We start from the raw sequence: 23,767 nt of genomic DNA on the forward strand, positions 1-23,767 counted from the left end.
GCATGCTGGTCGCTGTGAGTACGCGGACGCCGTTGATCCTGGAGATCGCCGCCCTGGCCCTCGCCATCGCGGCGGACATCGTGATCGTGCTGCTGACCCCGACGCCGGAGCCCGGCCTGCTGGCGGGAGTCTTCACCGGACTCACGCCGGCGATCGGGCTCGGCGCGGCGGCCCTCGCCGTACTGCGCAGGAGGTTCGACCGCATCAAGTTGCTCACGGCAATCGTTGCCGGGGTCTCGCTGGCCGTCACCGCGATCACCGCGCTCGCCGACCACGTCGGCGGGGCGGTCCGGCCGCAGCCACCCGTGACCGAAGTACTGGCGCTGGCGATCCTCTGCGGTGCTGCCTGTCATCGCACCGCGACCCGCACGGTCGTGCCGTTGGTTCTGCTCAGCGGTGCCGCGATGACCACTGCGCCGCTACTACGGTTCGGACCGACCACCTCGTGGGCGCTCCTCGCCGTACCGGCCGCGCTGTTGTGGGGTGGCAGTGTGGTCACCGGGCTCGTCTTGCGCGACGCGACCAGCCGAGCGCAGGCCGCGGCCGAGTCTGCCCGGAGCGCGGAGCGTCTCGGACTGGCTCGCGAGCTGCATGACTTCGTCGCGCACCACGTCACCGGGATGACGGTTCTTGCTCAGGGTGCGCGGGTTGCCGCAGGCGAGGATGCTGACACTGAGGTGTACGTCGAGATCGAGCAGGCGGGTCTCGAAGCGCTGACCGAGATGCGTCGGGTGGTCGGCATGCTGCGCACGGATCCCGGACCCCGTAAGGGAGATGGGGTCGCGCTCGTACCCCGGTTGGTCGATGCGCGCGGGGTCGATCCGCGGATCCGGATCCGGGCGGCGGACATCCGACTACCGAAGCCCGTAGTCGACGCTGCACACCGCATCGTGGTGGAGGCGGTCACCAACGCCCGCCGGTACGCCGTACCTGGGACCGAGATCGCGATCGAGGCGGACGTGGAGTATCGCGGCGTCCTGCGGGTACTGATCGTGCGGGTCGGCAATCAGCTGGTCGCGGATGCGCAACGGGGCAAGGGGTACGGCTTGACCGGGATGAGCGAACGCGCGGAGACGATCGGGGGTACGTTGACAGCCGGACCGGTGGGCGATCGGTGGCAGGTCGTCGCTTCGCTGCCGGTGGAGTCGTCCGAGTCGCTGGGGAGCGTTTGATGGTGCGGGTGGTACTGGCCGATGACCAGGCGATGGTGCGCCGGGGCTTCCGGCTGATTCTCGAATCGTCCCCGGGGATCGAGGTCGTCGGCGAGGCGGCCGACGGTGAAGAGGCCGTCCGAATCTCTCGGGAGCTGCGGCCGGACGTCGTCCTGATGGACATCCGGATGCCGCTCATCGACGGGCTGCAGGCGACCAGGCTGCTGGCCGGCCCTGATGTCGCTGACCCTCTGCGTGTAGTGGTCGTCACCACCTACGACATCGACGAGAACGTGTACGCCGCTCTGCGCGCAGGCGCGTGTGGATTCCTGGTGAAGGACGCCGGGCCGGGGTTGCTCGTCGAGGCGGTCGAGGCGGCAGCGCACGGCGAATCGATGGTGTCGCCTTCGGTCACGACACGACTGCTCGAACACTTCACCCGTTCGTCACCGATCGAGCCGGCCGCCCACCCACTGACCGAGCGGGAGGCCGACGTCGTACGGGCGGTCGCTCGTGGGCGCACGAACAACGAGATCACCGACGAACTGGTCGTCTCACTCTCGACCGTCAAGTCGCACCTGGCCAGCGCTCAGCGGAAGCTCGGTCTGCGGAACCGCACCGAGCTCGCTGTCTGGGCCTGGGAGAACCACCTCGTCGGCTGACACCACGATCGTGCGCGCGGCCAGATCGCCGACGCGCTGGCGATGCGGCGTACAGAGAATGACGACCAGGCCGACGATCGCCCAGAACAGTCCGTCCACCACCCACAACAGGTAGCGGACGAAGTACTGCGTCCGGCCCGGCACGGAACCGTCGATCCGGATCACCCGCAACCGCAACGCCTTCATGCCGAGCGTGGCACCGCCGTTCCGCGAGGGCAGCAGCACCTCGTTCAGGATCCCGGCCACCACCAGCCCGCCGACGAAGGTCCCCGCGCCCGCCTGGGCGACCGGGTCCTCCCCCACGCCCAGAGCCTTCAGCACGACAATCACCAGCACAGCCAGCACAAACCCCGTTGCCACCGACAACAACCGGTCGAGCAGCCCCTGCAGCACCCGACGCCGTACCACCGCGGTCCCTACCATGCCCCCATCATTGCAGCAGCTGAATGCGCCCCCGAAGGCGGCGGAGGCTGTACCAGTGCGAGGCGATGATGCTCGTCCAGCCGAACGACCTGCAGCAACGTGCAACTTCTAGCCGGGGATCATCCAGGTGAGGACGGTGGCCTGGAGGAGGGCGATCAGGCCGACGACGAAGGCGAGGATGACCGACCACCAGAAGGTCATCCGGAGGAGCTGGCCTTCCTTGCCGCTCTGGCCGATGGCAGTGGCGCCGATGGCCAGGTTCTGCGGCGAGATCATCTTGGCCATCACGCCGCCGGCGGTGTTGGTGGCACCGGCGAGGATCGGGCTGATGTGCAACTGCTGCGCGGAGATGACCTGCATCGGTCCGAACAGGCTGTTGGCAGACGCGTCGGACCCGGTGAGGAAGACGCCCAGCCAGCCGATGTAGGCGGAGAAGAGCGGGAACAGTACGCCGGTCGTGGCCAGCGCCAGGCCGAGGGTCTGGGTTGCTCCGGAGTAGTTCATCACGAACGCGATCGCGAGGATCATGAAGATCGTCAGCAACGCCCAGCGCATCTGGTGCAGGGTCTTGCGGTAGGTGGCGACCAGCAATCCGGGGCTCGCGCTCATCACGAGACCGGCGATGATGGCCGCGATCAGCGCCACCGTGCCTGGTGAGAACAGCCAGTCGATGGTGAGAGTCGCGGCGTACGGCGTGTCTTTCGGAGTGATCGGCGCATGCTGAATCACCTGGTTGTGCAGGCCGGGCCAGGGGAACTTCCAGTCCGCCTTGTGCAGCAGCACACTGAGGTCGAGCCAGCTCGGCAGGCCCTTGATGATCGAGCCGATCCGGGACAGGAAGATCGCGACGATCAAGATGATGTACGGCGTCCAGGCGTGGAAGGCACCCTTCTGGGCTGCCTGCGGAGTCGCCTCGGTGGCCGGCGCCGTCTCGTTCTCGAAGCGCCAGATCGTGCGCGGCTGCCAGAACCGGGTGAGGATCCAGAGCGAACCCATCGCCGCGAGTGCCGCGATGACGTCCACCAGGCTGGGGCTGATGAAGTTGGCGGTCACGTACTGCATCACCGCGAAGGAGATGCCGGTGGTCAGCACGGCGGGCCAGACCTCGAGCATCCGCTTCCACCCGGCCATCACGATCACCAGGAACGCCGGGACGATCCACGCGATCAGCGGCAGCTGGCGGCCCACCATCGCCGAGTAGAGGTCGGTTGCCCGCCCCTGCTCCATACCGAGGATCGGTGCCGTCAACCGGCCCAGCACGATCAACGGGTTACCCAGACCGCCGAAGGCCACCGGCGCGGTGTTGGCCAGCAGCGCCAGCACGACCGCGCGAACCGGCGGGAACCCGAGCGCCGCCATCATCGCCGCGGTGATCGCGATCGGCGAACCACCACCAGCGACGCCCTCCAGCAACGCGCCGAATCCGAACGCGATCAGCAACGCCTGCAGCCTGCGGTCCTCACTGAACCCAGCGAGCACCGCCTTGATCTGCTCGAACCGGCCGGTCGCCACGGTGACGTTGTGGAAGTACACGGCATGGAACGCGATCCAGGCCACCGACCAGACCCCGAACACCACACCCATCGCCGCCGAGTCGAAGGCCAGCCCGACCGGCATGCCGTAGACGAGCAGCGCGACAACCAATGCCGTGAGCAACGACAACGCGGCCGAGACCGGCGCCGAGAGCCGGACGATTCCGAGCGCGATCAGCAGCACGAACACCGGCAACGCGGCCAGCAACGCCGACAGCCACAACGGCCCGGCCGGCTGATAGTCCTGAACCCAGCCCACGGTGTCCTCCCCAGTTCGTCACGCGTTCCTCACGCACAGCGAGGGGACGCTAACACCGATCGGCAAACGCTTACAAGAGTCCTCTCCGGGATGGAACTCCGCCCTCGGAAGGTCCATCGCCAGGCGGCGTTCGCCCTGTCCAGACAGGGATTTCTGGCACAACCGACCGAAAAGTTCCACGGCTGAGCCGAGGCGATGTGGTCCAGTGGACCATTCGATGTCGATTGACGGGGTTCTGCGCACGCACGGGCGTTGTTACGTTCCGCTCAACTTCCAGAAGGGATCATCAATGCGGAGCAGACTCGGGTTCTGGGCTGTCGTTGCGGCAGCTCTCGTGACCGGCACCGGACCGGCGGCGGCGATACCGGCTGCGACGACGGGCTACCAATGGGGCCAGGTCCCGTGTGAGTCGGGGTGGGCCCCGTTGCCACAGCCGGCCGCGAGCCAGGCCGTCACGTCGGTCGACGGCGGAGCTGACCATGCCCTGTGGCTGACCGGCCAGGGGCAGGTCCTGATCCACGGCACCTCGATCGAGCATGCCAATCCGGACGGGTCGATCGGCGGTTTCTGCTACGCCAAGCCCCATGCCGTCGCGGGTCTGACCGATGTCATCCAGGTTGCCGCGGGCAACGGATTCAGTGTGGCCCTGCGATCCGACGGCACCGTCGCGACCTGGGGCCTCAACAAGGACGGCCAGCTCGGCGACGGCACCACCGTCACCCGCGCCGACCCCCGCCCGGTCCCTGGACTGACCGATGTCGTCGACATCGCGGCCGGAGACGGCCACGTCCTCGCGCTGCTCCGAGACGGGTACGTCATGTCCTGGGGTGCGAACGCCTCTGGCCAACTCGGCAGCGGTCAGACGCTGCCGCGTAGTTCCCCAGCCCTGGTCCTCAGCCTCACCGCGATCAAGGATGTCGCCGCCGGGAGCGCCCACAGCTTCGCGATCATGGCCAACCAGCAGCTTCGTTCCTGGGGCCGGAACACCGACGGCGAGCTCGGGGACGGCACCACAGTCAACCGGACCAAACCGGGGTGGGTCGTCGAGCCGAACGGCGCCCCCCTGGCCAATGTCGCGCAGGTCGACGGCGGCCTCGGCGTCAGCGCCGCCATCGTGAACGCGTCAGGGACCGGTGGCAGCATCTACACCTGGGGATCCCAGCGGGACGGCCAGCTCGGAGACAGCGACGTGCTCGGCATCCAGACCACCGCGGAAGGCCCGATCCAGCTCCCCAGCCCGGCAAGTCAGCTCGCGGTCGGCCGTTCGCACTCCGTGGCCCGGTTGCGGAACGGCCGGGTCTATGCCTGGGGCCGCAACACCCTCGGACAGATCGGCAACAACAAAATCACCCCGTACGAGCCCCGGCCGACCCGCACGATCGGCGAATTCATCTCGTCGCCCGCTGCCCAGGTCGCCGCAACCGGCGACACCTCCCTCGCCGCCCTCCCACCGCTCCCCTGAGATCCGCGTCATCGCCGTCGGCCGCGATCAATCAGGCTCGCCGTGGAGCAAGTTGGTCAGGCCGCCGGTGGTGAAGTCGCGGAAGAGGGCGACGACCTGCGACCGCGGGACCTCGGGGTTGGCGAGCCACCAGCGGCCGAGCTGCTCGCCGACCCCGCTGACGGCGTACGAGAAGGCGAGGACACGGACGTCGTCCTCGGTCGGGAGGTGCCGGAGCATGCCGGCGATGCGGGTGATCGTCTGCCGGCGCATCTCGGTCAGCTGCTCCGAGAGCTCCTTCGACAACGCGATGCTCGGGTTGAACAGCACCATCCAGCGCTGCGGATCCCTTTCCAGCAAGGAGAAGAAGACCTCGCCGGCCCGCTCCATCACGGGACCGATCCCGGCGCCCGCCTCGATCATCACCTCGGGCTCGCGGATCTTCTCCTCGAGCTCGGCCCGGGCCCGGCGGACACACTCCAGATAGATGGCGTCCTTGGTCGGATAGTGCTGGTAGACCATCGGCCGGGTGACGCCCGCGTGGCGCGCAATGTCTTCCATGGACGTGCCCTCGAAGCCCCGAGTGGCGAACAGCCCCTCGGCCACGTCCAGCAATTGCGCGCCCCGCGTCTCCCGGGTCATCCGGGGTTTGCGCTCGGCCTGAGTGCCCATAGAGGGCATTCTTGTCCTAGCTCAGGCTCATTGCCTGCATCAGGGCAGGCTCCGGGTGGCGTTGAAGTCCCAGATGATCCGGGCCAGGTCCGGCCCGTCGTTGTCGACCAGTGCCCCGGTGCCAGGACCGGGCCACTTGTGCTCGAGCCCGTGAACGGTGACGTACTCGATCAGCGAAGGACCGCCGGCCCGCGGCACGTAGCTCTTCTGCGTGAAGCTCTTCTTGCCGGGTGTCGTCACAGTGACGGTCTTGTCCGCGATGTCGTCCATCTGACCGTCGAGGGCGTTGTTCATCGCGAGGTCGTCGATGGCCGCCCAGTGCGTCACCAGGCGATCCGCGAGCAACGGCCGGACCACCGTGTCCTGATCACCCTGCACCACCAGGGTCGGTACCGGCCGGGCCCGCTTGCCCATCTGCGCCCAGGCCCGCTTCGCCGTGTCGACCGGGCTGGGGTCGGTGAGATCGTCGAGGTTGATCTCGTTCGCCGCATACTCGGCACCGGCCACTGACGTGACCGTGGCGAAGAGATCCGGGTACGCGACCCCCATGATGACGGCCGAGCCCGCACCCGAGGAGGCGCCGTTGATGTGCACCCGCTTGGGGTCGGCGTTGTAGTCGGCGATGACCTGCTTGGTCACCCCGGCGAACATCTCCGGCTCACCGTGCCCGCGGCGCTGATGCTCCGGCTTCAGGCCGCCCCAGCAGCCCGTGATGTCGCGGAAGACATCCTGGGTCGGGTAGACGACGATGAACCCCTTCTCGTCGGCCACCGCGTTGAAGTTCGTCAGATCGCGCATGTTGTTCAGGCCGTAGCCACTCATCGTGCAGCCGTGCAGCGACACCACCACCGGCAGCGGCTTCCCCGCGGCCTGCGCCGGCGGCACATGCACCTGGTACCACATCCCGCCCTCAGGTCCGACGTACAACTTCGTGAAGTCGCCCGCCGTTGGCGCTGCTGCCGGTACGGCGGCAGTTGCCGGAGTGATCGGAATTGCGAGTGCGATCGCGGTCGCGATGCTCGCCAGACTCGCGGTCAGGACACGTCGATTCATCAAGGCCCCCCAGGCTGTAGAAAACGTTGACTTACACCGTAAGTATACAAGGTGTAACTAGTCAAGGGGCGATCCGTCAAAGACCAGGGACGAGGCTCGCGTCGGTCGGTTCGACGCGGTCGATCAAGCCGTAGGCGCAGGCTTCGTCTGGGGTGAAGCGCAGGCCGGCCTCGAGGTCGGCCTGGGTGGCGTGCATGTCGCCGCGACCGGTCAACATGGTGAGCGATGCCGCCGCTGTCGGGGTCCATTCGTCGGGCGGGCTTGGGCAGAGGCGGGCGATCGGGTTGAGGAAGAAGCGAGCCTCGACCGACGCGGACCGCATCCCTCGTGCGGCGGCGGCCGCGAGCAGCACCGCCGGGCCTGCGGCCAGGCCGATCACTCGGGTCGCCACCCGGACCCGCCGGGACCAGACGAAGTCCACCACGCTGAGGATCGCGGGCAGCTTCCCGCCGGCGACATTCAGCAGCAGGCGGACCTCGGCGTACGGGCGATGTGTCTCATGCCAGGTCAGCTCGGTCAGCAGGTGCTCGGCGAACTCCTCGTCGAGGAAGGTCGGCACCAGCAGCATGCCGTTCTGCCGAAGCTTCCAGCGCAGCTCGACGTCATGCATCAGGCGGTCCGGGTCGATGGCCGGCTGCTGGGTCACGGGCACCAGGCTAGACAGCGAGCGGCAACCGGCAGCGAGCGCGGCCGGATCCGGTCAACGCCTGCTGGTGGCCACCAGAATTGACAACGATGTATTGACAGGTTGTAGCGGCGTAAACACAGTGGGGCACACGCCGCCCCAAGTGTGAGGAACTGCTATGCGTAGATCAGCTGATCGTGTTCGAGCAGCCGGTGTCGCGATTGCCGCCGTCGCCCTGCTCACCGCCTTCACCACCGCACCGTCCCAGGCCTCCGAGAAGGTTCCGTCCGAATCGAGGACCGCCGCCACGAAGCTCACCGCCGCCGACCAGCAGATGCTGGCGCAACGGCCACTGGTCGAAGCCGCCGACCAAGTGGCCGCGGTGGTCGAAACAGCAGGACTGACCGGGTACGCCGGCCTCGTGCTGACCGACGATTCCGTCGTGCTCTGGTGGAAAGGTACGCCGCCCACCCGCATCCAGCAGGCCGTCGCCTCAGCCGGCCGGACCGCGCCGGTGCGGATCGCCAAAGCCGTTCATTCCAAGGCCGAACTCGACGCTGCCGCGAAGTCGATCGAAGCCTGGCAGAAGCAGAACCCGAACAACGGCATCGACGCCGTGAAGGATCCGGGTGACGGTAGCGGGCTGGTGCTCGGCGTCAGCCCGGGCCGCCAGAAGACGGCCGCGCTCGGACAGACCCTGCAGCAGCAGACCGGCGTACCGGTCCGGGTCATTGCGGAGGCGCCGCTGAAGCCGACGTCCCGCAACGACGACTGGTCGCCGTGGATCGGTGGTGCCGGTCTGTGGAACCAGTCTGCGGGTGCCATCTGCACAACCGGCTTCGGGGTGAAGGACGCCCAGGGCCGGCCGTACATCCTCACCGCCGGCCACTGCGGCTCGCCGGGTCAGCAGTTCGCCGACCGGCAGGGCGAGTACATCGGCAACATGGGCGCCAAGAACGGCGACCACGACATCGCGCTGATCCCGACCAACGCCGTCGACTTCCAGCTCTACGTGGGCAACAGCAACGACAATCTCGTCCAGAACGTCCCCTTCTGGGGCCACGTCTACATCGGCCAGTTCCTGTGTCAGGGCGGGCAGACCAGCGCCTCCGAGATCGGTGGACCGGTCTGCAACATCAAGGTCCTGTTCTTCTACAACGACCGCGAAGACCTCGTCGAAGGCGAGCAGATGGACGGACAGTCCGCTGCCCGCGGCGGTGACTCCGGCGGCCCGATGTACTCCCGCGGCGATGCGGGCCTGATCGCCAACGGAACCACGACGCGTACCGCCGGTGCCCGCATCGGCTTCCAGGACTTCGCGACCGCCAACCGCGACTTCGGAGTCAGCATCCCGTAACGCCCGGCGTCGGGCCCGTGCTCAGCTGGGTACGGGCCCGAGGTGCTGGGTGAACCAGGTCGTCAGGGCCTGGTCGACGGTCCGCGCCAGTGGGAGTTGCAGCGCGGGCTCAAGACCAGGCTCGTCGGCCAGCGGATGAGCCAGGCCGGGGATCGACCGCAGTTCACAGCCCAGAGCATCCACCAGGTCCAGGGCGTCAGCGCGCAGGGCCGGGTGATCGAGTTCACCGCTCACCACCAGGAGCGGGGCGCGGTTCGCGATCTCATTGCTCCGGGCAACGAAGTCCAGGTCGTCGACCGCGCGGGCGGACTCCGCGTCGTACTGGTACTCGCCGAACAGGTCGACGACGGATCGCATCCGCACCGCCGCGTTGACCACGGCTGCCGCGGCGATCGGGATGTCGGTCCCGGCCAAGACCTGCAACGTCACGGCGCCTCCGAGCGAGCCGCCCAGTACGCCGATCGGTCCGGTGCCGACGGGCAGTTGGGTCCGCAGCGAGTCGAGCGCGGCCGGGAACTCGTCGACCGCCTGCCGGACGAACGGTGCCAGGAACGACATCAGCGGGTCTTTCCGCATCAGCGCCTCAACGGCCGCCGTACTCCCGTCGACCATCCGCGCCCCGCACATCGGCATGCCCAGATGGACCCGCCACGCAGGCACTTCGTGCATCGGCAGCGCCGCGGCGAAGGCAGCGTCCGTTCTCGGCGCATCCAGCATGTGCCAGGTCACGAGGAGCGGCGCTGGGCCGCCACCAGTCGGCGGCAGAGCGGTGAACGGTACGCCGGCGGCGGTGCCTGTCATCATGCGATCCACCCTAGGGCGGCGATCACCCAGCAGAATGCGATTATGCAATCAGCAGACAGCGGGATCCGGCTCACCATCCAAGCCGGTACGGCGGAGATCACCATCGACCGTCCGGCCGTCGGCAACACCCTCGACAGCCGCGCGCTCGCCGGCCTGACCACCGCCTTGCAGACGGCTGAACGTGATGGAGCGGTGCACTCCGCCGTACTGCGTTCCGGTGTCGAGGCGGTGTTCTGTTCTGGCGGCAGCTACGCCGACCCGGAGCAGCCTGGGCGAGCGTCACCGGACTACGCGCCCCATCTGGCGGACTGCTTCGAGGCTTGGACCGCGCGGTCCTTTCCGGTCATCGCGGTCGTCGACGGCGCCGCGCGCGCGTTCGGTGCGGCGCTCGCGCTGACCAGTGATCTCATCGTTGCCACGCCGCGCGCTTCGTTCGGATTGCCCGAGCTCAGCCGCGGCGTCGTACCGTCGTATGCGATCGCGCTCCTGCGGACCCGGCACAGCTCGCAGTTCGTGCGCGAGCTTGTCTTCAGCACCGAGCCGGTGCCCTGGCGCGATGTCACCACGGATCCTGACAACGTCGTCCGCACACACCTCGAACGGTTCGCCGCCATCGGTCCCGACGCTGTCCGTGCTGCCCATCGCACGTTGACCGCGATCGATGGCGCGCTTGATCTCGACGCGGTGCACCGGATCGCCGCCGACGGGGTCGCCGAGCAGCTTCGCCGGTACGACGAGGGCCGCGCCGACCAGAGTTACTTGGGGTTGTGAGGTCCGGATCGGTCCTGGTGAATCTGGCCCGGACTAGTGTCGGACCATGACCGAACTCGATGCTCCGATCGTGGCCGTGGCCGTCTATCCGGACCGCGCTCGGGTGACCCGGCGCGGCCGGATCACGTTGCCTGCTGGCGACCAGACTGTGTACGTCGACTCGCTGCCGCTGGTGCTCGAAGAGGACTCGGTCCGGGTGGCCGGGCGCGGGCCGGCGACTGTGCTCGGGGTGGACGTGGCGACGCGGCAGCACGCGCAGGCGCCGGACGAGTCCGCGGCCGAGCTGGAGCAGCAGCGGCGTGCGGCGGCTGATGAGGTCGCGAGTCTGGCGGATGCCGATGAGGTGCAGGGTCAGCTCAACACGTTCCTGACTCAGCTGGGTCGGCGTGCGGGCGGGACCTTCGCGCGTACCCTGGCGGCCGGTTCGGAGAGCGCGGACCTGGGCGAGTTCACGGATTCGCTCGCCACCCGGTTGACCGCCGTACGGACGAAGCGTCGTGAGCTTGCCGGTCAGCAGGAGGAGGCTCAGGAGCGACTCGCGGCCGTGGAGCGCCGGCTGGCCGCGGTCTCGCAGCAGTGGGCTCCGGATCGCCGCTCGGTCGGCGTTGCCTTGGCGCTCGAGGCTGAGGCCGAGGTGGAGATCGAGCTTTCCTACGTCGTCCCGTACGCCGGATGGACCAGCTCGTACGACGTCCGCGTGTCGGGCGATCGGCTGACGCTGACGTGGTTCGGTCTGATCACCCAGCAGACCGGTGAGCACTGGCCCGAGTGTGAGCTCACGCTGTCCACGGCCCGGCCGGCGGCGAACGCGAAGGTGCCTGAGCTCGACCCGTGGTACCTCGACCGTCGCCAGCCACCGGTCCCGGCAGCCCCGGCGGCTCGGGCCAGGTTCGCTATGGCGGCCGCAGACGCGGACTTCGGCGAGGTCCTTCACGCCGGGGGCGCGCCTGCCCCCGGATTTAGAGAGGTGGAGGCCATCGTCGAACAAGGGGTCACGGCGGCCACCTACACTCCCCCGCGGCCAGTCGCTGTGCCGGCCGACGGCGCCGCGCACCGGGCGACGATCGCCTCCATCGAGCTTGAGACCGAGCTCGACTACATCACAGCGCCGGTCCGCTCGACCGACGTCCACCTCCGCGCGACAGTGGTGAACTCCGGTACGCACACCCTCCCCGCGGGCAAGGCAGCCGTCTTCCACGAAGCCGACTTCGTAGGGTCGACCTCGCTCCCCCTCTGGGCTCCCGGCGAGGAGGTCGAGCTGGCCCTGGGCCTCGACGACCGCATCCGAGTCGAACGCAAGCTGGTTCGCCGTACCGCGACCAAGGCCACTCTCGGCTCGACCCGTCGCCGCGACGTCAACTACGAGACCAAGATCGAGAACCACACTCCCCGCCAGGCCCGCATCACCGTCCTGGACCAACTGCCGGTTTCCCGCGATCACGAGATCGTCGTCAAACCCAGCACCGCCACCCCCGACCCCACGGAAACCACCGAGCTCGGCATCATCACCTGGCGCCTCGACCTCGCACCCGGCGACCAGACCACCATCACCCTCGGCTTCCGCGTGGAAACCGCCAAGACCCTCGACCTCACTGGATGGCGCGAATAATGGGCTCCAAAGCCGGCGTGATCATGTTCGCCGAACGGGACCCCCGCGAGGTGTTCCAAGGCGATCTCACCATCGACCAAGCACAGTCCCAACGCCTGGCCGAGGGTGTCCTCGGCGCTGCTGCCGAGGAGGTCGAGATACTCCCGCTCGACCTCGCCATCTGGCCGAACCCCGGCATCGTCGGAGCAGCGTCGTTCGAAGGCCTCGAGCTCGTCAGCTCGCTGGGATTCGCGCGGTCCCGGCCCAGTGAGCTGACGGAGGTTGTTTCTCGTCTGTCGGCGGGCCGGGACGCCTACGGCGTCTTCATGCAGAGCACCGACGACTCGATGGGCATCGCGACCTGGAAGGACGGGCAGCTGCTGCGGGCGTTGAGCATGAGTCCGGACGCCGGGGTCATCGAGGACATCGGCGAACGTCTGCCCTTCGAAGATCCGTTCTGGGCCGGCGAGCACCCGCTCACCCACGCCCCGGACTACCCGTTGCCGTTCCATCCGTCGGACCTGGGGAACGAGGCGCTCAAGGCCTTCTTCGGCTTCATCCTCGAGGGCAGCCTGGACGACACCGTCTTCGACCCCGAAGACGTCGAGATCCCCGTCTTCAAAGCCGCCGGCCGAGACCTCCCGGTGATCGACGCCAGCCGAATGGTCCGGCGAGAACTGACCCTGGAGCAGTTCCTCGGATGAAGCTGGAGGACTTCGACCTGGCCGAATTCATGCAGGACGTCGGACGGGCCGGCGTCAGCATGATGGTCCGGGTCGACCATGAGCGGATGGGACCTGGTCGCCGGCCGTGGACGGTGGTTCTGCGCGGACCGCAGGTGGGCGACCGCGGGGTCATGCGGCTGGACTACCGGAGACTTGAGGAGTGTCTGGATGCTGTCGTCGAGCAGCTGAGGGCGATACCCGGCGACTGGGAGTGGCTGGAGTTGTACGGATGGGACTGAGTGGGACCGAGGTCGAGGAGCTCTTCGAGCGTCTCGGGTCGGCTGGGGTGGGGTTGCTGATCGAGGTCGACCATGCTCGGCTCGCGACCGGCGAGGACCCTTGGGCAGCAACGATCTCAGGCCCGGGCGCTCCGGGGGGCGGCGTACGGGTGCGGGGCTGTGGCACCTTTCAGCAGTGCCTTACCGAGGTTCTGGCCGTACTGCGTGACGAGCCGGGCGATTGGGAGTAGCTGGAGCTCTATCTGTAGTCGGCACGGGCTTTCAGGGCTTGGGCTTCTTCGGCTTCTTCACTTTGGGCTTGCTTGGTTTGGTCTTCTTCACGGCCTTGGTAACGCTGGTGGTCGAGCTCGGCCGGCTCGTCGGCCAGGAACGGCGCCAATCCGGCCGCCGCCTGCCGTACGACGTACTGGGCCTTCGCCGGGGTGAAGGGGCCGCTCTCCCGGAGCTCCTCCCCCGCCGAGGTTCGCCATGTACTCAACTGACCTTGGCGGCGGCGTGGAGGGCCAGGCCGTCCTGGGCGGCGATGTCGGCGCGGAACCAGCCGTTGGCGTCGACGGTGTAGGTGGGGCCGGTGCAGTTGCCTGGGGTGTAGTCGCCGTGGAAGACGTCGCAGTACACGCCGGCGGGCAGGTTGGTGTGGAAGGTGCGGCCGGTGATGGCGGATCCTTCGTCGTTGAGGATCAGGTAGGCCTTGGTACCGCGGCCGAAGGCGATGGCGTCGTTGCCGTTGTCCCACCATTCGGTGACGGGGGCTCCGCGCGAGATGTTGTGGAAGGCAACCATGTTGGCGATGACGCGCCACTCGTGTTCGCAGCGCCAGCGGTTGGTGAAGCAGGTGGTGTCGGTCGTGCGGCCGTCACCGGCGGCCGGCGGGCCCTGGTCGTTCGAGGTGTATTCGTAGCTCGACATGACGGCCGGGGTGCCGTAGGTCCAGGCGAGCATGAAGGCGTTCGCCAGTGCGTAACGGCCGTTGTCGCGGAAGGTGAGGACGCCGCTGCCGCGCTGGGTGTCGTGGTTGTCGGTGAAGACCACTGCCTTGTCCGACGGCAGTGGCGAGGCGAAGGTCTTCAGGTACGCGAGCCGCTCGGTGTTGAAGATCTTGGCCAGGTCCTGCCCGTAGCGGAACTCGTGCACGTCCCCGTTCCCGACGTACTCGTCCGGCGTGACCGGCTCACCCGGGCCGTAGATGACCTCTTGATACAGGTACGCCGCTCGCGACAGCCGCGCCTTGATCGCGGCGATGTCCGCGGCCGGCATGTGCTTGGAGGCGTCCAGCCGGAAGCCGTCGACCCCGATCGACAACAGATCGTTCAGGTACGCCGCGATCCGCCCGCGCACGTAGTCCGTACCGGTGGCCAGGTCCGCGAGATCGACGAGCTCGCAGTTCTGCACCTCGTAGCGGTCCCCGTAGTTGACGATGTCGTCGTTCCCGTTGCGTCCGCAGTGATGGAAGTCCTGCGTCTGGTAGAGCCCCGGATAGTCATAGTGCGTGTACGACGACCCTGCGCTTCCTGCACCACCTGACGATCCACCGGTCATGTGGTTGATGACAGCGTCGACGTACACCTTCACACCGGCCGCATGGCAGCTGTTCACCATCGCCACGAAGTCCGCGCGAGTCCCGCGCCGCGTGTTGTCGATCTTGTAGCTGACCGGCTGATAGTCCTGCCACCACGGATACCCCTGCCCCGGCAGCACGACATGCTCCTGCGGCGGCGACACCTGCACCGCCCCGTACCCGCGCGGCCCGTGGAACGCACCGCACTCCCGGCCGACCGACTTCCAGTTCCACTCGAACAGCTGGACGATCACGTCCCGCGGCCCCTCCGGCACCGCCGACGCATGCCCCGCCGACAGACCGGTGGAAACGAGTACTGACCCAAGCAGTACGACGAGCGCCTTCCGCATCATGGCGCCAAACTGGCAGCTCCGAGGCCGTCACGCAACAGGTCGGCCCGACTACCCCGCGTCAGACCGCCCCCTGGGGAACGAATGTTGTGACAGATCCCGATCTCGTGAACCGAAGGTGTCGCCCGACCATCAAAGCCCTCCAGTACGACACACTGAGCACGAATTCCGGAGGACATGATGAATCGGAGTATCAAGCTGGCCGGCCTGGTGGCGGGCGTTTCGATCGCTGCCGTGGTGGCGGGCGCGCTGGTCGCTGCGCAGCAGACGCCGACGCTCGCAGCGGCGTCCGGCGGCGACGTCAACCCGATCGACACCGTGACCAGCACAGCCACCAGCACCATGCCGAAACCGTCCACGCCGACGAGCAGCCCGCCCGGTACGCCGTCGACCGATGCGGTGAAGCTCACCCTCGACCTCACCAAGCTCAAGCAGGGCGCGGCCCCGAAGACGTCGTACCTCGACGGCCGGACGGTGCACTTCGGCTCAACCAAGTTCACGCTGCCCGCCTCGGACGGTCCGGTCTGGGACGTTGCCCGCGCAGGCACCGCCGACGCGCTCGTTCTGCACAGCCCGGGCGACACCGGCAAGGGTTCGCTCACCACCTGGAGCAAGGGCACGCGCGGCGAGACCGTCAAGGACGTGTCGACCGTCCTCTCCGCAGCCGACCGCACAACCAGCGCGTACGCCGTCCAACCGACGAATGCCGACGGCACCGAGCTCCCGCGGTTCACCCTGGTCTGGCGCGAGAACGCGAGCGGCGAGAAGTACACCCTCCAGCGCACCGGCGAGCAGGGTCCGATCGTGCTCGCCGTACAAGGCAGTGAGGTCTACTTCAGCGCATCCAAGGGCAACAAGGAGATCCTCTACAAGTGGATCGCCGGCGACGAGGCCCCGAAGCCGATCAACGCCGTACCGACGCCGTCCGCAGTCTCCTCGAACCTCCAGCTCGCCGCATCAATCGTCTCAACCTCCGACGACGGCAGCTGCACCGCACTGGTAGACCTTGCCGTCGGCAACAAGCGCTGGGGTACCTGCGACTACGCGATCGACGAACTCCGAGGCGGCAGCGCCTACGCCCTGGGCGGCCCCGCCTACCGCGACGGCTACGGCGACGGCCTCTTCGCCGCCCTGGACCTGAAGAACGGCAAACCGGTCCGCGAATGGTCCGGCGGCTCCAAGGTCACCATCATCTCCACCACCATGGAAGACCCCACCCACATCCTCGTCCTGGCCGAACAAGCCACCAAAACCGCCATCGCCCGCTGCACCCCCGCAACCGGCACCTGCGAACTGGCCACCCCCCTAAAGCCCGGCACCGGCCAAACCGACAACCGCCCCTACGACCTAACCCACTGACACAACCTCCCCCGCGGGCCGTCCCCCGCGCTATCCGGTGGAAAATCGTCACAGAGCACCCAAAATCCACCGGCTAACGCGAGTTCACCCTTCTGGCGCGTGTTTGCGGGGATCTGCTGTCTCTGGGTGGCAGTAGATCCGCGCAAAGGTGGTCGGTGTGCCCCCGAATCGCGCCGCACCGGACAGGCCGGACACGTACGCGGTGGCTGGTCGCCGCGGCGGCCGATTTACTGAAGCGCTAGGCGGGCGTCGTCTCTGACTGAGGGGGATGGCAAGGCCGGTGACCACAGTTTCGGTTGCTTGAGCTTCCGGGCTATGGCTGGGCTAGGCAGGGTTGCGGTAGTCGGTAAGTTCTGGTCGCTATATAAGAAAAAGCACCGACCAACGAACCGGCCAGGTCAGCTGGTCTGACGTCAGCAACCACCGCGACGGGTCAGCTACAAAGCCTCGTGATTCGTCGGCGGAAAGCACAGCACGTCAGCCACAGGCAACGGGGAACCTCGGTCACCGACCGAAGCATCCGGCTCAGCCGAAGACCACCCCAGCCACCCGTCTCAGTAAATCCGGCCGCAGCGGCGACCAGCCACCGCGTACAAGATCGGCCGAATGCGAGCGGCGGGATGGGACGAGCACATTCAGGACGGCGGGGTTCCTGACCAGCCAAAGTGCCCAGCCACCGCGACCGGTGAGGAAGAAGAGCAGGGGCTATTTAGTCGGGGTATAGGCAACTGAGTCCAAGACCTGCTCGGCCTCAGCGGCATCCGAGGCCCGCACCTGGATCCGCACCAGCGACGCCCCAACCTTCTGGACTCGTTCGTACGTCGTCATGCCGGCCGGGCATCCCGTATACCTCGCGGTCGCCATCTCAGCGTTATCAGCTCGCTCAGGTGTCACCGTGCAACCAGCCGGCCCAGGCAATGAGCTTGCCGCAGGCAACGATCCTGACGGCAAGACCCCGACAAAGACACCCGAGACTTTCGCCGTCGGCTGGTTCCAGCTGGCGTTGTCACCACTCGCCAACAGACCAGGCAGTCGACCGGTCGCCCCCTGCGGCTGCCAGCCCGAGCCACTTCGGCTCTGACCCCAGTCCCGCGGAAGCTTCACCGAAAGGCCCCCCGATTGATCCACAACCCGCACCCACTGCCGACTCACCCCGTACTGCCACCCCAAGTACCCACCCGCACCACCAAGCACCGCCGCCGCAACCGTCGCAGCCACCCACGGATTGAGCGAGAACCGCCGCGCCGGCGCACCAGCCTCCGCCGCAGCCCGAAGCGCATCGGCGAACGACCGCACATCCGGCCACCGCTCCTCGCGGTCCTTACGAAGCCCGCGCCGAATAGCCTCGTTCACCGCAGCCGGCACAGTCTCCAGCGGAGCCGGCGGCCCATCGACGGCCAACACGGCCGCCAACGTCGTCGCCCCGTACGGCGGTTGCCCGGCGAGCGCCGCATAAGTAGCCGCAGCCAGCGCATACAGATCCGCACGCGCATCGAGCACATCACCACGAACCTGCTCCGGCGCGACGTACGCCGGCGTACCGCCCGGCATGGTCACCCGAGACACCGCCTCAAGCGACTTACCCAACCCAAGATCCCCGAGCATCGCCCGCTCCCCCGTAGGAGTGCTCCGGAAGAGCACGTTCTCCGGCTTCACGTCACGATGCAGTACGCCGCGGTCGTGCAGCTCCTGCAACCCCGAGCTCACATCGTCGATCACCGCCACCGTGTCGGCGAGCGGGAGCGGGCCCGCCTTGATGCGCTCGGCCAGCGTCCCGCGGTCGGCGTAGGTCAGTACCAGGAACGGGCGGTCGTCATCCGTGGTGCCGATGTCGTGGACACCGACGACGTACGGCGAGTCGACCTTCCGCAGGAATCGCCCCTCCTCGACGAAGCGACGCCGTACGTCGAGATTGTCGACCCAGTGCTCGGCCAGCACCTTCACCGCGACCTCGGCGTCGAGCTCCTCGTCCCGAACCAGCCAGACCGCAGCGAAACCACCACTGCCCAAGCGCCGGATCACGGCGTACCGGCCAAAATGAGAGGGCTGAACCATGGCGACCATTATCGTCAACGACATGGCCAACGACGGGGACGCGCTCGACGACCTGGCCCGGCGCGCTGCCCAGGACCCCGCATTGCTGGACGAGCTGATCCGGCAGGTGCAGCCGCAGGTGATGCGGATCTGCCAGCGCATCCTGCCGCACCGGGCCGACGCCGAGGATGCCTGTCAGGACGCGTTGCTCGCGATCGCGACCAAGATCGGCACGTTCTCGGGCCGGAGCCGGTTCAGCACCTGGGTCCATGTGGTCGCGTCGAACGCCGCCCGGGAGACCTACCGCCGGCTGAAGCGCCGCGCCGTCGAGAACCCGGCAGCTTGGCAGGACGACGACCGCCCGGCTCGCTACGACCGTCCTGACCCGCGCACCACGAGCGTCGTCGCGGGGACCCGGCTCGATCTGCTCGACGCGCTCGAGCATCTGGAGACGGATCTGCCCGAGACTGTCACTTCGGTCGTCCTTCGCGACATCTACGAGCTCAGTTACGACGAGATCGCGGACCAGGTCGGCGTACCGATCGGCACCGTCAAGTCCCGGATCAGCCGGGCTCGGGTCTCGCTTAAAGCACAATTACTGCCTCAGCACGACTGATCTCACACTGTGCGGTTTCGCCGATCGGCCGCGGCACCGTAGGGTTTCGAAGGTGTCTACTTTCGATGTCGCCACATCAGACCACGAACTACCCGCTGTAGAAGAGCGCTCCTGGCGTGAGGTGTCCGATATCGGAGTAGCCGCCGCACGCGTCGAGTGGGCGGGAGCAGCTCGCGAGATGCTGCTCGTCGCCGCCAACAAGTACCAGTCGCTGGTGCAGCTCAAGGACCTCGCCACCGGAGTGCAGGAGGCGACCGGTATCCGGACCAAGCAGCTTCCGCGCCTCTGGATCGGCGGCACCCTCGCCGAGGTCTACGCGGAGAACCTGCGCCGCGGTGAGCCGATGCTGCCCGCGCTGTGTGTCAACCCCGACGAAAGTGTCTTCGAGGGCTACGCCGCCATCGTCGGCGCCGCCACCGGCGAGACCCCGGCCGACCCCGACGCGCACGCCTCGCACGAGCGGCTCGCGGCGTACCGCCACTTCGAGGCCGGCAACCTGCCGTCCGACGGCGGCAGCGCCATGATCCCGGCCAAGCTCGGCGCCGCGCGGGCCCGTGCTCGCAAGGCAGCCATCGCCGAACGGCCGATCAAGGCCTGCCCCAAGTGCAACCTGCAGACGCCGGCCAGCGGTATCTGCGACACCTGCGACTAGAAACAAAGCAACCCCCGCACACCATGTGCGGGGGTTGCTTTATGCCTGCGGTTCAGCGCACCGATCGAACGCGGCGGTCCAGGAAGTCGTGGATCAGGTCCGCGGTCTCGTCGAGCGCGCTCTCCAGCAGGAAGTGACCGCCGTCGAGCAGGTGGATCTCGGCGTCCGGCACATCGCGCCCGAACGCCTTGGCGCCCTCCGGCCCGAAGATCGGGTCGCCACTCCCCCACACCGCCAGCACCGGCGGCTGACTCGTCCGCAGATACTCGTGCAGCTGCGGGTAGAGCGCCGGATTGGTCGCGTAGTCGCGGAACAGCTTCAGCTGGATCTCGTCATTGCCGGGCCGCGAGATCTTCGCGAAGTCGTGGTGCCAGGTGTCCGGGCTGAGCAGGCTCTCGTCCTCGACGCCCGCGACGTACTGCCAGCGGGTCCCCTCCAGCGACAGCGCCGTCCGGATCGCCGCCTCGGTCTCCGGGTTCTGCTCGGCCTGGTAGTCCCACACCGTCTTCCAGAAACCCTCGATGAACCCGTCGTCGTACCCGTTCCCGTTCTGGCTGATGATCGCCGTGATCGACTCCGGACTCCGCAGCGCGAGCCGCCAGCCGACCGGTGCGCCGTAGTCCTGCACATAGATCGCGTACGACGTGACGCCGAGCTCCGCGAGTAGTCCCGCGGTCAGGTCGGTCAGCGCGTCGAAGGTGTAGTCGAACTCCGTCGCGGCCGGCGCGTCGGACAGCCCGAACCCCAGCAGATCCGGAGCGATCACCCGGTACTCGTCGGCCAGTCGCGGGATCAGCTCGCGGAACATGAACGAGCTGGTCGGGAAGCCGTGCAGCAGGACGACGACCGGCGCCTCCGCGGCACCCGCCTCCCGGTAGAACAGCCGCTGCCCGTCGATCTCGGCGTACCGGTGGTGGACCTTCGTCATCGTTCTAACCCTCTCGGTTGAGCAATAGGGTTATATAGAAACCGATGATGATATAACCTGTCAACAGGGCCAAGGAGGGTAGAACGATGACGATGGTGACGGTGACGTCGGTGGCTGCCGACGAGGAGCTGCTGCTCGACCTGCTGAACAGCACGCCGATGACCCGGGGCGTGGAGAGCGACAAGCTGGAGCAGACGATCGCGTGGCGGACCTGGCTGGACACGGACGGCGCGGAGGCCGAGGGACGTCAGGCGCTGACCGCTGTCCGCTCGGCGCTGCAGTCCGTCGTCCGCGGCGACCAGACAACCACCGCCCTGGAGCCGTTCCTGCGCGGGATCCACGTGGCACCCGCAGTCACGGACTCCGGGATCGAGTGGAGCCTCGAAGGCCGGACCCTGCTACCAGCCAGGATCGTCATGGCCTGGGACGCCGTGAGCCGGTCGAAGCCCGGGCGGCTTCGGGCCTGCGCCAACGACGAGTGCCACCTGTTCCTCCTCGATCGCAGCAAGGCCAACACCGGCCGCTGGTGTTCGATGCAGTCCTGTGGCAACCGGATGAAGGCCCGCCGCCACTACTCCCAGCAGTCCTGACGAAGTTCAGGCGTGCTGATCCGTTTACATAGAACCCACATTCACGCAGAGTTCTCCCTGTGGACGACCACCTGACGGCCAGTGAAATGGAAATCTGGCGCTCCGCACTGAAAATCGCGGACTTGTTGCGCTACCGGGTATCCCTCGATGTCAAAGAGGTGTCCGACCTCTCGCAGGCGGAGCACAGTGTGCTGATGCACATCAAGGAGGCCGGCGCCTCGATCGGCCAGCAGCGGCTGGCCGACACCATGTACTGGTCGAAGAGCCGGCTGTCCCGGCAACTCACCAGGATGCAGGCCAAGGGCCTGATCGACCGCAAGCTCTGCGAAGACAAGTCGATGCTCGTGAGGCTCACAACCCATGGACGCGAAGCACTCGAGGCAACCGACATCATCCACGCGCGGTCGGTCCGCCGGAATCTCTTCGAGGTCGCCGGCGAGCAGGAGCTGACGATCCTGCTCCGGCTCGCCGATCGGCTGGTGCGCGAAGGCTAACCGAGCCCCGCGGGCGGCGACCAGGTCAGCCGCGGGTCGGTCTGGATGGCGCCACCGAGCAACTGATCAACCCTGGTCAGTACGTCGATATCGAGCCGGACGCCAGCCGCTTTCGCGTTCTCGGTTACCTGCTCCGGCGTACTCGCACCGACGACGGCCGACGCGACGCTGTCGTGCTGAAGCGCCCAGGCAACAGCCAATTGGGCCATCGTCAGTCCCACATCCGCAGCCACGCCACGCAGCAGCTCAACCCGATCCAGCACCCCCGGGACCAGCAGGCCGCGAATCATCAGCTGCTGGACATAGTTGCCAGCAGCCCGTGAACCGGGCGGGACCTGGCCGTCGCCGTACTTGCCGGTGAGCACCCCTTGAGCGAGCGGGACCGAAGCGAACTGCCCGACCCCGAGCCGATCGCAGACCGGCATCACCTGGGACTCCGCCACTCGCCACAGCATCGAGTAGTGCGGCTCATTGACCACGAACGGTACGTCGTACCGCTCGGCCAGCGCCCCGGCGCGTTGCAGCTGATCGGCGCTCCACTCCGACGTTCCGACGTACAGGATCTTGCCCTGGCGCACCAGGTCGGAGAGCGCGAGGAACGTCTCCTCGAGCGGAGTCTGATAGTCGAAACGCAGCAGCTGATAGATGTCGATGTAGTCCGTGGCGAGCCGGCGCAGTGAGCCGTGCAAGGACTTCACGAGATGCTTCCGGCTCAGACCAGCGCCGTTCGGCCCGGCACCCTCCGGCCAGAACACGCCAGTACACAGGACGAGATCGTCGCGCGGCGCCGCGGCCAAGGCTGCCGCCAGGCTCTCCTCGGCCGCTCCCCCACCCCAGGCCGCAGCCGTGTGGAACGTGGTGATCCCGGCGTCCAGCGCCGCCTGCACGCAGTCGGCGTCATGGTTCAGCCAGTTGCCGTAGGCAACCTCGCTCACCGCCAGCCCGCTCGTGCCCACTCTGCGAAACTCCATGCTCAGAGCCCTTCTGCGATCATCTCGTCGATCCACCGGCCGGGATCCTGGGCCTTGCGCGCATACCGCTCCCGGACCGACTCGTGCGGCAGAATCAGGAAGTCCTCGTCCCGCACTCCCTGTACGGCGGCCTCAGCCACCTCTGCCGGCTCCAGCATCGGCGCCTGCGCGGCGATCGCCAGTGCGGCCGGATGCCCAGCCAGGACGGCAGGTTCGAGCAGGGCGGTTCGGACACCGAGCGGGCACAACGCACTGACCTTCACGCCCTTCGGTCTATAGGTCAGGGCGAGCCACTCGGCCAGCCCGACCACCGCGTGCTTGCTCACCGAGTACGGCGCATCGCCCGGCGCACCGAGCAGTCCGGCCGCCGATGCGGTGATCAGCAGATAGCCCTCTCCGCGTCGCGCCATCGCGGGCACCACCAGCTGAGCGGCGTACACGTGTTGCATCACGTTGACTTCCCACGACGTCGCCCACTGATCGCCGGACGCGTGCACCCCGGTGCCGAAGGCGACTCCGGCGTTCGAGCAAAAGAGATCGACCGGTCCGTAATGATCCTTGGCCGCCAGCACCAAACCCTTCAGGTCGTCCTTCGAAGAGACATCCGCCCGGACCGCGACCGCATTACTGCCCTGGGCAACGATTCTCGCGGCGACCACCTCGGCGGCGTCGAGATCCAGGTCGGAGACGACCACTCCGGCGGCGCCTTCGGCGGCGAACCGGCAGGCCAGCGCGGCGCCGATTCCCCGCGCGGCGCCGGTCACCACGATCACACGTCCAGCCAGTTCCACGGCGGCTCCAGATGCTGATCACAGGTAGTTGACATGTATACCCAAAACGTCACCGAACCCATATCTCCACATGGAGAGGGTGCGAGAATTTAACGCTTCTTCCTCTTGCATTTCTCAGCTTC

At 67.5% G+C, this 23,767-nt stretch carries 26 protein-coding genes; 14 read left to right on the top strand and 12 right to left on the bottom strand.

Annotated elements, in window-relative coordinates:
- Positions 1-2 precede the first annotated feature (2 nt).
- Positions 3-1,172 (top strand): sensor histidine kinase, encoded by a 1,170-nt coding sequence (locus OG474_RS42275; protein WP_405059308.1) that lies wholly within the window; start codon positions 3-5, stop codon positions 1,170-1,172.
- Positions 1,169-1,813, top strand: a complete 645-nt coding sequence (locus OG474_RS42280) for a response regulator (protein ID WP_405059309.1) — start codon at positions 1,169-1,171, stop codon at positions 1,811-1,813. The genes OG474_RS42275 and OG474_RS42280 overlap by 4 nt, the downstream gene beginning before the upstream one ends.
- On the opposite strand, the gene OG474_RS42285 is transcribed toward OG474_RS42280, so the two are convergent.
- Together OG474_RS42285 and OG474_RS42290 are read right to left on the bottom strand one after the other, a co-directional pair.
- Positions 1,706-2,236 (bottom strand): RDD family protein, encoded by a 531-nt coding sequence (locus OG474_RS42285; RefSeq protein ID WP_405059310.1) that lies wholly within the window; start codon positions 2,234-2,236, stop codon positions 1,706-1,708. The genes OG474_RS42280 and OG474_RS42285 overlap by 108 nt on opposite strands.
- A 108-nt stretch (positions 2,237-2,344) precedes the next feature.
- The gene (locus OG474_RS42290) at positions 2,345-4,027 is read right to left on the bottom strand and encodes an L-lactate permease (protein WP_405059311.1); all 1,683 of its coding nucleotides are present in this window, start codon (positions 4,025-4,027) and stop codon (positions 2,345-2,347) included.
- Between the two features lie 289 nt (positions 4,028-4,316).
- Here OG474_RS42290 and OG474_RS42295 point away from each other — a divergent pair, with 289 nt between their 5' ends.
- The gene (locus tag OG474_RS42295) at positions 4,317-5,489 is read left to right on the top strand and encodes an RCC1 domain-containing protein (RefSeq protein ID WP_405059312.1); all 1,173 of its coding nucleotides are present in this window, start codon (positions 4,317-4,319) and stop codon (positions 5,487-5,489) included.
- 27 nt (positions 5,490-5,516) lie between these two features.
- Here the strand turns inward: OG474_RS42295 and OG474_RS42300 are convergent, their stop codons facing one another.
- From OG474_RS42300 to OG474_RS42310, 3 genes are all read right to left on the bottom strand, one after another.
- A complete protein-coding gene (locus OG474_RS42300) occupies positions 5,517-6,140 on the bottom strand; it encodes a TetR/AcrR family transcriptional regulator (RefSeq protein ID WP_405059313.1) in 624 nt (207 codons plus the stop codon).
- Positions 6,141-6,179: 39 nt separating this feature from the next.
- Positions 6,180-7,193: an alpha/beta hydrolase family esterase gene (locus tag OG474_RS42305; RefSeq protein ID WP_405059314.1), complete on the bottom strand. Its 1,014-nt coding sequence runs from the start codon at positions 7,191-7,193 to the stop codon at positions 6,180-6,182.
- A gap of 76 nt (positions 7,194-7,269) precedes the next feature.
- Positions 7,270-7,839, bottom strand: coding sequence for an ATP-dependent Clp protease proteolytic subunit (locus OG474_RS42310; RefSeq protein WP_405059315.1), 570 nt, complete (start codon positions 7,837-7,839; stop codon positions 7,270-7,272).
- Between the two features lie 157 nt (positions 7,840-7,996).
- Here OG474_RS42310 and OG474_RS42315 point away from each other — a divergent pair, with 157 nt between their 5' ends.
- Positions 7,997-9,175, top strand: a complete 1,179-nt coding sequence (locus tag OG474_RS42315; RefSeq protein WP_405059316.1) for a hypothetical protein — start codon at positions 7,997-7,999, stop codon at positions 9,173-9,175.
- Between the two features lie 21 nt (positions 9,176-9,196).
- Here OG474_RS42315 and OG474_RS42320 read toward each other — a convergent pair whose 3' ends face one another.
- Complete coding sequence (locus tag OG474_RS42320) at positions 9,197-9,979, bottom strand: alpha/beta hydrolase family protein (protein ID WP_405059317.1); 783 nt, start codon at positions 9,977-9,979, stop codon at positions 9,197-9,199.
- Positions 9,980-10,021: 42 nt separating this feature from the next.
- Between OG474_RS42320 and OG474_RS42325 the strand changes: the two genes are divergently transcribed.
- The 5 genes from OG474_RS42325 to OG474_RS42345 are packed head-to-tail and all read left to right on the top strand — an operon-like array spanning position 10,022 to position 13,532.
- On the top strand, positions 10,022-10,750 hold the full coding sequence (locus OG474_RS42325) for an enoyl-CoA hydratase/isomerase family protein (RefSeq protein ID WP_405059318.1): 729 nt from the start codon (positions 10,022-10,024) through the stop codon (positions 10,748-10,750).
- A 46-nt stretch (positions 10,751-10,796) separates the two neighbouring features.
- On the top strand, positions 10,797-12,359 hold the full coding sequence (locus tag OG474_RS42330) for a mucoidy inhibitor MuiA family protein (protein WP_405059319.1): 1,563 nt from the start codon (positions 10,797-10,799) through the stop codon (positions 12,357-12,359).
- Positions 12,359-13,042: a DUF6928 family protein gene (locus tag OG474_RS42335; RefSeq protein ID WP_405059320.1), complete on the top strand. Its 684-nt coding sequence runs from the start codon at positions 12,359-12,361 to the stop codon at positions 13,040-13,042. The genes OG474_RS42330 and OG474_RS42335 overlap by 1 nt, the downstream gene beginning before the upstream one ends.
- Positions 13,039-13,302 carry a hypothetical protein gene (locus OG474_RS42340; protein WP_405059321.1) on the top strand — a complete coding sequence of 88 codons (264 nt, stop codon included), beginning with the start codon at positions 13,039-13,041 and terminating at the stop codon, positions 13,300-13,302. The genes OG474_RS42335 and OG474_RS42340 overlap by 4 nt, the downstream gene beginning before the upstream one ends.
- Positions 13,293-13,532, top strand: coding sequence for a hypothetical protein (locus OG474_RS42345; protein ID WP_405059322.1), 240 nt, complete (start codon positions 13,293-13,295; stop codon positions 13,530-13,532). Before OG474_RS42340 ends, OG474_RS42345 begins: the two co-directional genes overlap by 10 nt.
- A gap of 8 nt (positions 13,533-13,540) precedes the next feature.
- On the opposite strand, the gene OG474_RS42350 is transcribed toward OG474_RS42345, so the two are convergent.
- Together OG474_RS42350 and OG474_RS42355 are read right to left on the bottom strand one after the other, a co-directional pair.
- A complete protein-coding gene (locus tag OG474_RS42350; RefSeq protein WP_405059323.1) occupies positions 13,541-13,780 on the bottom strand; it encodes a hypothetical protein in 240 nt (79 codons plus the stop codon).
- The gene (locus OG474_RS42355) at positions 13,777-15,213 is read right to left on the bottom strand and encodes an alpha-amylase family protein (protein WP_405059324.1); all 1,437 of its coding nucleotides are present in this window, start codon (positions 15,211-15,213) and stop codon (positions 13,777-13,779) included. The genes OG474_RS42350 and OG474_RS42355 overlap by 4 nt, the downstream gene beginning before the upstream one ends.
- Positions 15,214-15,390: 177 nt before the next feature.
- On the opposite strand from OG474_RS42355, the gene OG474_RS42360 reads away from it, so the two are divergent.
- Complete coding sequence (locus tag OG474_RS42360; protein WP_405059325.1) at positions 15,391-16,569, top strand: hypothetical protein; 1,179 nt, start codon at positions 15,391-15,393, stop codon at positions 16,567-16,569.
- 705 nt (positions 16,570-17,274) lie between these two features.
- Here the strand turns inward: OG474_RS42360 and OG474_RS42365 are convergent.
- Positions 17,275-18,624, bottom strand: a complete 1,350-nt coding sequence (locus OG474_RS42365; RefSeq protein WP_405059326.1) for a serine/threonine-protein kinase — start codon at positions 18,622-18,624, stop codon at positions 17,275-17,277.
- Here OG474_RS42365 and OG474_RS42370 point away from each other — a divergent pair.
- Both OG474_RS42370 and OG474_RS42375 read left to right on the top strand, forming a co-directional pair.
- Entirely contained in the window at positions 18,623-19,219 is a 597-nt protein-coding gene (locus OG474_RS42370) for an RNA polymerase sigma factor (protein ID WP_405059327.1), read from the top strand. The genes OG474_RS42365 and OG474_RS42370 overlap by 2 nt on opposite strands.
- A gap of 52 nt (positions 19,220-19,271) precedes the next feature.
- Positions 19,272-19,871: a hypothetical protein gene (locus tag OG474_RS42375; protein WP_405059328.1), complete on the top strand. Its 600-nt coding sequence runs from the start codon at positions 19,272-19,274 to the stop codon at positions 19,869-19,871.
- A 52-nt stretch (positions 19,872-19,923) separates the two neighbouring features.
- On the opposite strand, the gene OG474_RS42380 is transcribed toward OG474_RS42375, so the two are convergent.
- Positions 19,924-20,799 (bottom strand): alpha/beta fold hydrolase, encoded by an 876-nt coding sequence (locus OG474_RS42380; RefSeq protein WP_405059329.1) that lies wholly within the window; start codon positions 20,797-20,799, stop codon positions 19,924-19,926.
- A gap of 86 nt (positions 20,800-20,885) precedes the next feature.
- Between OG474_RS42380 and OG474_RS42385 the strand changes: the two genes are divergently transcribed.
- Positions 20,886-21,389, top strand: coding sequence for a CGNR zinc finger domain-containing protein (locus tag OG474_RS42385; RefSeq protein WP_405059330.1), 504 nt, complete (start codon positions 20,886-20,888; stop codon positions 21,387-21,389).
- 59 nt (positions 21,390-21,448) lie between these two features.
- The gene (locus OG474_RS42390) at positions 21,449-21,883 is read left to right on the top strand and encodes a MarR family winged helix-turn-helix transcriptional regulator (protein WP_405059331.1); all 435 of its coding nucleotides are present in this window, start codon (positions 21,449-21,451) and stop codon (positions 21,881-21,883) included.
- Here the strand turns inward: OG474_RS42390 and OG474_RS42395 are convergent.
- A complete protein-coding gene (locus OG474_RS42395; protein WP_405059332.1) occupies positions 21,880-22,854 on the bottom strand; it encodes an aldo/keto reductase in 975 nt (324 codons plus the stop codon). The two genes, OG474_RS42390 and OG474_RS42395, sit on opposite strands and share 4 nt — an antisense overlap.
- A gap of 2 nt (positions 22,855-22,856) precedes the next feature.
- On the bottom strand, positions 22,857-23,645 hold the full coding sequence (locus OG474_RS42400) for an SDR family oxidoreductase (protein WP_405059333.1): 789 nt from the start codon (positions 23,643-23,645) through the stop codon (positions 22,857-22,859).
- Between the last annotated feature and the right edge of the window lie 122 nt (positions 23,646-23,767).

Origin of the sequence: Kribbella sp. NBC_01505, assembly GCF_045040285.1 — a bacterium.
Classification (GTDB): domain Bacteria; phylum Actinomycetota; class Actinomycetes; order Propionibacteriales; family Kribbellaceae; genus Kribbella.

Bases quoted from the DNA above. Each gene is read 5' to 3' on its own strand.
- OG474_RS42275 (WP_405059308.1), top strand. From the start codon at position 3: ATGCTGGTCGCTGTGAGTACGCGGACGCCGTTGATCCTGGAGATCGCC.
- OG474_RS42285 (WP_405059310.1), bottom strand. From the start codon at position 2,236: ATGGTAGGGACCGCGGTGGTACGGCGTCGGGTGCTGCAGGGGCTGCTC.
- OG474_RS42295 (WP_405059312.1), top strand. From the start codon at position 4,317: ATGCGGAGCAGACTCGGGTTCTGGGCTGTCGTTGCGGCAGCTCTCGTG.
- OG474_RS42300 (WP_405059313.1), bottom strand. From the start codon at position 6,140: ATGGGCACTCAGGCCGAGCGCAAACCCCGGATGACCCGGGAGACGCGG.
- OG474_RS42305 (WP_405059314.1), bottom strand. From the start codon at position 7,193: ATGAATCGACGTGTCCTGACCGCGAGTCTGGCGAGCATCGCGACCGCG.
- OG474_RS42315 (WP_405059316.1), top strand. From the start codon at position 7,997: ATGCGTAGATCAGCTGATCGTGTTCGAGCAGCCGGTGTCGCGATTGCC.
- OG474_RS42320 (WP_405059317.1), bottom strand. From the start codon at position 9,979: ATGATGACAGGCACCGCCGCCGGCGTACCGTTCACCGCTCTGCCGCCG.
- OG474_RS42325 (WP_405059318.1), top strand. From the start codon at position 10,022: ATGCAATCAGCAGACAGCGGGATCCGGCTCACCATCCAAGCCGGTACG.
- OG474_RS42330 (WP_405059319.1), top strand. From the start codon at position 10,797: ATGACCGAACTCGATGCTCCGATCGTGGCCGTGGCCGTCTATCCGGAC.
- OG474_RS42335 (WP_405059320.1), top strand. From the start codon at position 12,359: ATGGGCTCCAAAGCCGGCGTGATCATGTTCGCCGAACGGGACCCCCGC.
- OG474_RS42340 (WP_405059321.1), top strand. From the start codon at position 13,039: ATGAAGCTGGAGGACTTCGACCTGGCCGAATTCATGCAGGACGTCGGA.
- OG474_RS42345 (WP_405059322.1), top strand. From the start codon at position 13,293: ATGGGACTGAGTGGGACCGAGGTCGAGGAGCTCTTCGAGCGTCTCGGG.
- OG474_RS42355 (WP_405059324.1), bottom strand. From the start codon at position 15,213: ATGATGCGGAAGGCGCTCGTCGTACTGCTTGGGTCAGTACTCGTTTCC.
- OG474_RS42360 (WP_405059325.1), top strand. From the start codon at position 15,391: ATGAATCGGAGTATCAAGCTGGCCGGCCTGGTGGCGGGCGTTTCGATC.
- OG474_RS42370 (WP_405059327.1), top strand. From the start codon at position 18,623: ATGGCGACCATTATCGTCAACGACATGGCCAACGACGGGGACGCGCTC.
- OG474_RS42365 (WP_405059326.1), bottom strand. From the start codon at position 18,624: ATGGTTCAGCCCTCTCATTTTGGCCGGTACGCCGTGATCCGGCGCTTG.
- OG474_RS42380 (WP_405059329.1), bottom strand. From the start codon at position 20,799: ATGACGAAGGTCCACCACCGGTACGCCGAGATCGACGGGCAGCGGCTG.
- OG474_RS42385 (WP_405059330.1), top strand. From the start codon at position 20,886: ATGACGATGGTGACGGTGACGTCGGTGGCTGCCGACGAGGAGCTGCTG.
- OG474_RS42395 (WP_405059332.1), bottom strand. From the start codon at position 22,854: ATGGAGTTTCGCAGAGTGGGCACGAGCGGGCTGGCGGTGAGCGAGGTT.